Origin of the sequence: Streptacidiphilus alkalitolerans (genome assembly GCF_042511045.1) — a bacterium.
GTDB classification, from domain to species: Bacteria; Actinomycetota; Actinomycetes; order Streptomycetales; family Streptomycetaceae; genus Streptacidiphilus; species Streptacidiphilus alkalitolerans.
Window position 1 is genome coordinate 1 of sequence record NZ_JBHEZX010000039.1, and the last position, 4,911, is coordinate 4,911.

A 4,911-nucleotide genomic window follows, 5' to 3' on the forward strand; every position below is an offset into this window, starting at 1 on the left:
CCTGGTTGGCCTGGCCGTTGCAGTCCCAGATCTGCAGCTGCGTGCCCGCGGTCGCCGAGGAGTTCGGCACGTCCAGGCACTTGCCCGCACCCACCGCGTGCAGCGCACCCGTCGAACCCGAACCCGAGGACGAACCACCGAGCGCGGTGGCGGTGGCGGAGTAGGCCGGCTTCGGCTGAAAGTTACGGTCGTACATCGTCGCCGCGCCCCAGCCGGGGAAGGTGCCGTCGATCCAGGAGTTGGCGTCGTCGATCCCCCACTGCGAGATGCCGACGCAGCGTGACACCGCGAGGCAGTCCTTGGTGACATTGCCGTAGTCGGTGGCCTGCTGCTGCAGGTTGGCGCTGGAGGCCGGCAGTTGGATGCGGTCGTCGAGTTCCGTCACCGCGACGTCCAGGCCGAGGGCGGCGAAGCGCTGCATGTTGGCCTGGAAGTCCGAGGGCACCTGTCCGACGATGAAGTGGCTCTCGAAGCCGATGCCGCCCAGCGGCACCCCTTGCACGAGCAGGGTCTTGGCCAGGTTGTACAGCGCGTTGCTCTTGGCGTTCTGGCCCTCGATCCCGTAGTCGTTGATGTAGAGCCGGGCACTCGGGTCGGCCGCGTGCGCGGTGCGCAGGGCCTCGGCGAAGTAGTTGGTGCCCATGGCCCTGTAGAACACGTCGTTGACGAAGGAGCCGTCGCCGTTGAGGGGTTCGTTGACCACGTCCCAGGCGTAGATCTGGCCCTTGTAGTGGCTGACCTCGGTGGTGATGTGGGCGTCCATGGCCCCCTGCACCTGGTTGAGCGGCAGGTTGGAGACCCAGCCGGGCAGTTGGTTCTGCCAGACCAGGTTGTGACCCCGTACGCGCATGCCGTGGGCCTTGGCGTACGACGCGATCTGGTCGCCGGGGCCGAAGTTGTACTGGCCGTTGCCGGGCTCGGTGGTGTCCCACTTCATCTCGTTGCCCGGCGTGAGTGCGTCGAACTGGGCGCCGGCGATGTTGGTCTCGTTCGTATTGGACAGGTCGGACACCGTCAGGGCGGTGCCGTAGTAGCGGCCCTGCGCCTCGGCGAGGGTACGGAGCGACGTGGCCGCGTGGGCGGTTCCGGCGGTGCCCAGGGCGAGGGCCGCGGCGACGGCGAGGAGCGCCGTGGATGCGCCGAGCCGTGAGCGCCATAGGCGGGTGAGGCGGGAATGCGTGGTCATGTGACCTCCAGCGATGAATCCGGGATACCCGGGAGATACGCGCATGCCGCTGCCCGGAGCGATCTCATACGCGTGGCGCGGAGAACAGGCAATCATGTTCGACGGGAAAGTCCCGGCCGACAGGGTCCGCGATGAATCAGGTAAACAGACGGGGCCGACGGCGTCAAGAACGTGGGCGGACACCGAAACATTCGGGACGGCACCCTCGAAGCGCGTACTTTTGCAAGAAGGGTTGACAGTGGGTGCGGGGTGTTGGAGGCTCCAAATGTCAGGGGGAAAGCCGTCTACTGTTCAGAGTTCTCCCCGCAAAAGAATGTTAGCGCTAACATCATTCTCCCACCAGCTGCACGCCGGAGGCTTATATGCGAACAAGAGCGCCGCCCCTGGTTGCCCGCAGGGCTGTCAGGCAGAGGCGAACATTCCCCGGCGTGAAACTTACCTGGTCACAAATCAGCGGAGGGCGCAGCGGTCCGACGGGCGCGGGAAAGGCATTTGCGACCCAATGGCCTCCTTCTGGCGACCGCCGGCCTGCGGGTCGCAGGAAAGCATGAGCAGGGAAATACGGGCCGCCTTTCCGAACCGATTCCATCGGAAACTCTGAGGCAGGCCGGATACAGCGCCTTCCCCTGCCCTCCTACTGTCGTCCCGGAATTCCCCGGGAGAGACCGCGGTCCCATAACCACGGGGTCGCATATCGGCACACTTGTCATGCACACAAGGAGATCAGATGGAAATGACGTACGAGACGCCCGCGGGCTCGTCCGAGCGCCCGTGGTACCGCAGGACGAGCATCCTCGCGCGCGCCGCAGCCGCAGCAGTCCTCCTCGTCGGGGGCCTGGCGGGTGCCGCGGCGACGGCCGGTTCCGCGCAGGCTGCCACGAACGGGCCGTGCGACATCTATGCCAGCGGCGGGACGCCCTGCGTGGCGGCGCACAGCACGACCCGGGCCCTGTACGGCGCCTACAACGGAGCGCTCTACCAGGTCAGGCGGGCCTCGGACAACGCGACTCAGAACATCGGTCTCCTGAGCGCCGGCGGCTACGCCAATGCCGCCGCCCAGGACTCCTTCTGTGCGGGGACCAGCTGCGTCATCACCGTCATCTACGACCAGTCCGGGCGGGGCAACAACCTCACCCAGGCGCCCGGCGGCGGCGCCTCCGGCGGTCCCGACAACCTGGCCGACGCCACCGCCGCGCCCACCACCGTCGGCGGCCACAAGGCCTACGGCGTCTTCGTCGCCCCGGGCACCGGCTACCGCAACGACCAGACCAACGGGATCGCCACCGGCGACAACCCCGAGGGCATGTACGCCATCTTCGACGGCACCCACTTCAACGGCGGCTGCTGCTTCGACTACGGCAACGCCGAGACCAACAACAACGACGATGGCAACGGCACCATGGAAGCCATCAACTTCGGCAACATCAGGGTCTGGGGATACGGCTCGGGCAACGGCCCCTGGGTCATGGCCGACCTGGAGAACGGACTGTTCTCCGGCGTCAACCAGCACCTCAACTCCGGCGACCCGTCGATCACCTCCCGCTATGTCACCGCCATCGTCAAGGGCGGCGCGAACCAGTGGGCCATCCGGGCCGGCAACGCCCAGTCCGGCGGTCTGTCCACCTACTACAGCGGAGTGCGTCCCAACGTCTCCGGCTACAACCCGATGCGCAAGCAGGGCGCCATCATCCTCGGCATCGGCGGCGACAACAGCAGGGGCGCCCAAGGCACCTTCTACGAGGGTGTCATGACTTCCGGCTACCCCTCCGACGCCACCGAGAACGCCGTCCAGGCCAACATCACCTCGGTCGGCTACGGCGGCTCGTCCTCGGGTTCGGGTTCAACCGGTGCGCTGCACGCGGTGGGTGCGGGCAGGTGCCTGGACGACCCCAACTCGACCACCACGCTGGGCACCCAGCAGCAGATCTGGGACTGCAGCGGCGCGGCCAACCAGACCTGGACGCACACCTCCTCCAACGAGCTGACGACCACGGTCGGCGGCACCACCCTGTGCCTGGACGCCAACGCCAAGGGCACCGTCAACGGCACCAAGGCGATCATCTACAGCTGCAACGGCCAGACCAACCAGCAGTGGAACCTCAACTCCAACGGCACCGTCACCGGCGTCCAGTCCGGCCTGTGCCTGGACGTGAGCGGAGCGGCCACCGCCAACGGCTCCCTGGTCCAGCTCTGGACCTGCAACGGCCAGAGCAACCAGCAGTGGACCCTCAACTAGCTTCCTCCACACGTGGGCCCCGGGCCCGGCCCCAGGGCCGGGCCCGGGGCCCACGCCCTTGCCCCACCACTTCCCCCAGGAGGCGACCCCATGCTCCACCCGAACCTGCGCGTCGGACGGCCATCGCCGCGGACTCGCCTGTGGAGGACGCTTGCCTGCGTGCTCTCCGCACTCCTGCTGTCCCTGGCGGTTCCTCTGCTCTCCCCGGGCACGGCCACACCGGCTGCCGCACTGGGCAACGGCGCGGCCCTCACCCCGCAGATGGGCTTCAACGACTGGAACGCCTACGGCTGCAATGTCTCCGAGTCGCTGATCAAGAGCACGGCGCTGGCCATGCACAACAACGGCATGCAGAGCGCCGGATACTCCTACGTCAACATCGACGACTGCTGGATGACCCACTCGCGGGGCTCCGACGGGCGTCTGGTACCGGATCCCAGCAAATTCCCGGACGGGATCAAGGGCACCGCCGACTACGTCCACTCGCTGGGCCTGAAGCTGGGCATCTACGAGGATGCCGGGCTGCAGACCTGCGGGGGCTACCCCGGCAGCCTCGGGCACGAGACCGCAGATGCCCAGTCCTTCGCCTCCTGGGGCGTGGACTACCTGAAGTACGACAACTGCTACGCGGGGCCGGGCTGTGCGCTGAACTCCTGCCCCAACGGCAACGAGACCCCCGCGCAGACCCGCTACACCACGATGCGCGACGCCCTGGCCGCGACCGGCCGACCCATCCTGTTCAGCCTGTGCAGCTGGGGCCAGGACAGCGTCTGGACCTGGGGCGCCGCCATCGGCAACAGCTGGCGCACCACCGGTGACATCAACCCCAGCTATTCCAGCATGCTGTCGATCTTCCACAGCAATGTGCAGCTGGCCGCCTATGCCGGGCCCGGCCACTGGAACGACCCGGACATGCTCGAGGTCGGCAACGGCTCCCTCAGTGCCGACGAGAGCCGCTCGGAGTTCAGCCTGTGGTCGGAGATGGCGGCTCCGCTGATCGCCGGCACCAACATCGCCTCGGCGAGCGCGACCACCCTCTCCACCCTGACCAATGCCCGGGTGATCGCGGTGGACCAGGACGCCCTCGGCAAGCAGGGCACCATGGTGTCCTCCAGCGGCGGTCTCGACGTGCTGGCCAAGCCGCTGGCGAACGGCGACGTCTCGGTGGCCCTGTTCAACGAGACCGGATCGACCGCCACCATCAGCACCTCCGCCGCCGCGATCGGCAAGACCGGATCGTCCAGCTACAACCTCACCGACCTGTGGTCCGGTGCGGCCTCGACCACCACGGGCACCATCAGCGCCTCGGTCCCGGCACACGCCACCGCCATGTTCCGCGTCGCCGGCGGCAGCAGCGGCGGGGGCGGCGGCGCAACCACGGGTGCGCTGCACGCGGTGGGTGCGGGCAAGTGCCTGGACGTGCCGAACTCCACCGCGACCGCGGGCACGCAGCTGCAGATCTGGGACTGCAACGGCCAGGCCAACCAGA

The 4,911-nt window shown here is 67.8% G+C and carries 3 protein-coding genes; 2 read left to right on the forward strand and 1 reads right to left on the reverse strand.

All coding sequences use genetic code 11. From position 1 onward, the window contains the following. Nucleotides 1-1,012: endo-1,4-beta-xylanase (locus tag ACEZDG_RS37825; protein WP_380519508.1), on the reverse strand; the 1,012-nt coding region annotated here is incomplete at its 3' end. A gap of 907 nt (nt 1,013-1,919) precedes the next feature. Between ACEZDG_RS37825 and ACEZDG_RS37830 the strand changes: the two genes are divergently transcribed. Then, nucleotides 1,920-3,422, forward strand: a complete 1,503-nt coding sequence (locus ACEZDG_RS37830) for an arabinofuranosidase catalytic domain-containing protein (RefSeq protein ID WP_380519512.1) — start codon at nt 1,920-1,922, stop codon at nt 3,420-3,422. A 90-nt stretch (nt 3,423-3,512) separates the two neighbouring features. Further along, the coding region (locus ACEZDG_RS37835; protein WP_380519510.1) for an alpha-galactosidase at nt 3,513-4,911 on the forward strand (1,399 nt) is incomplete at its 3' end.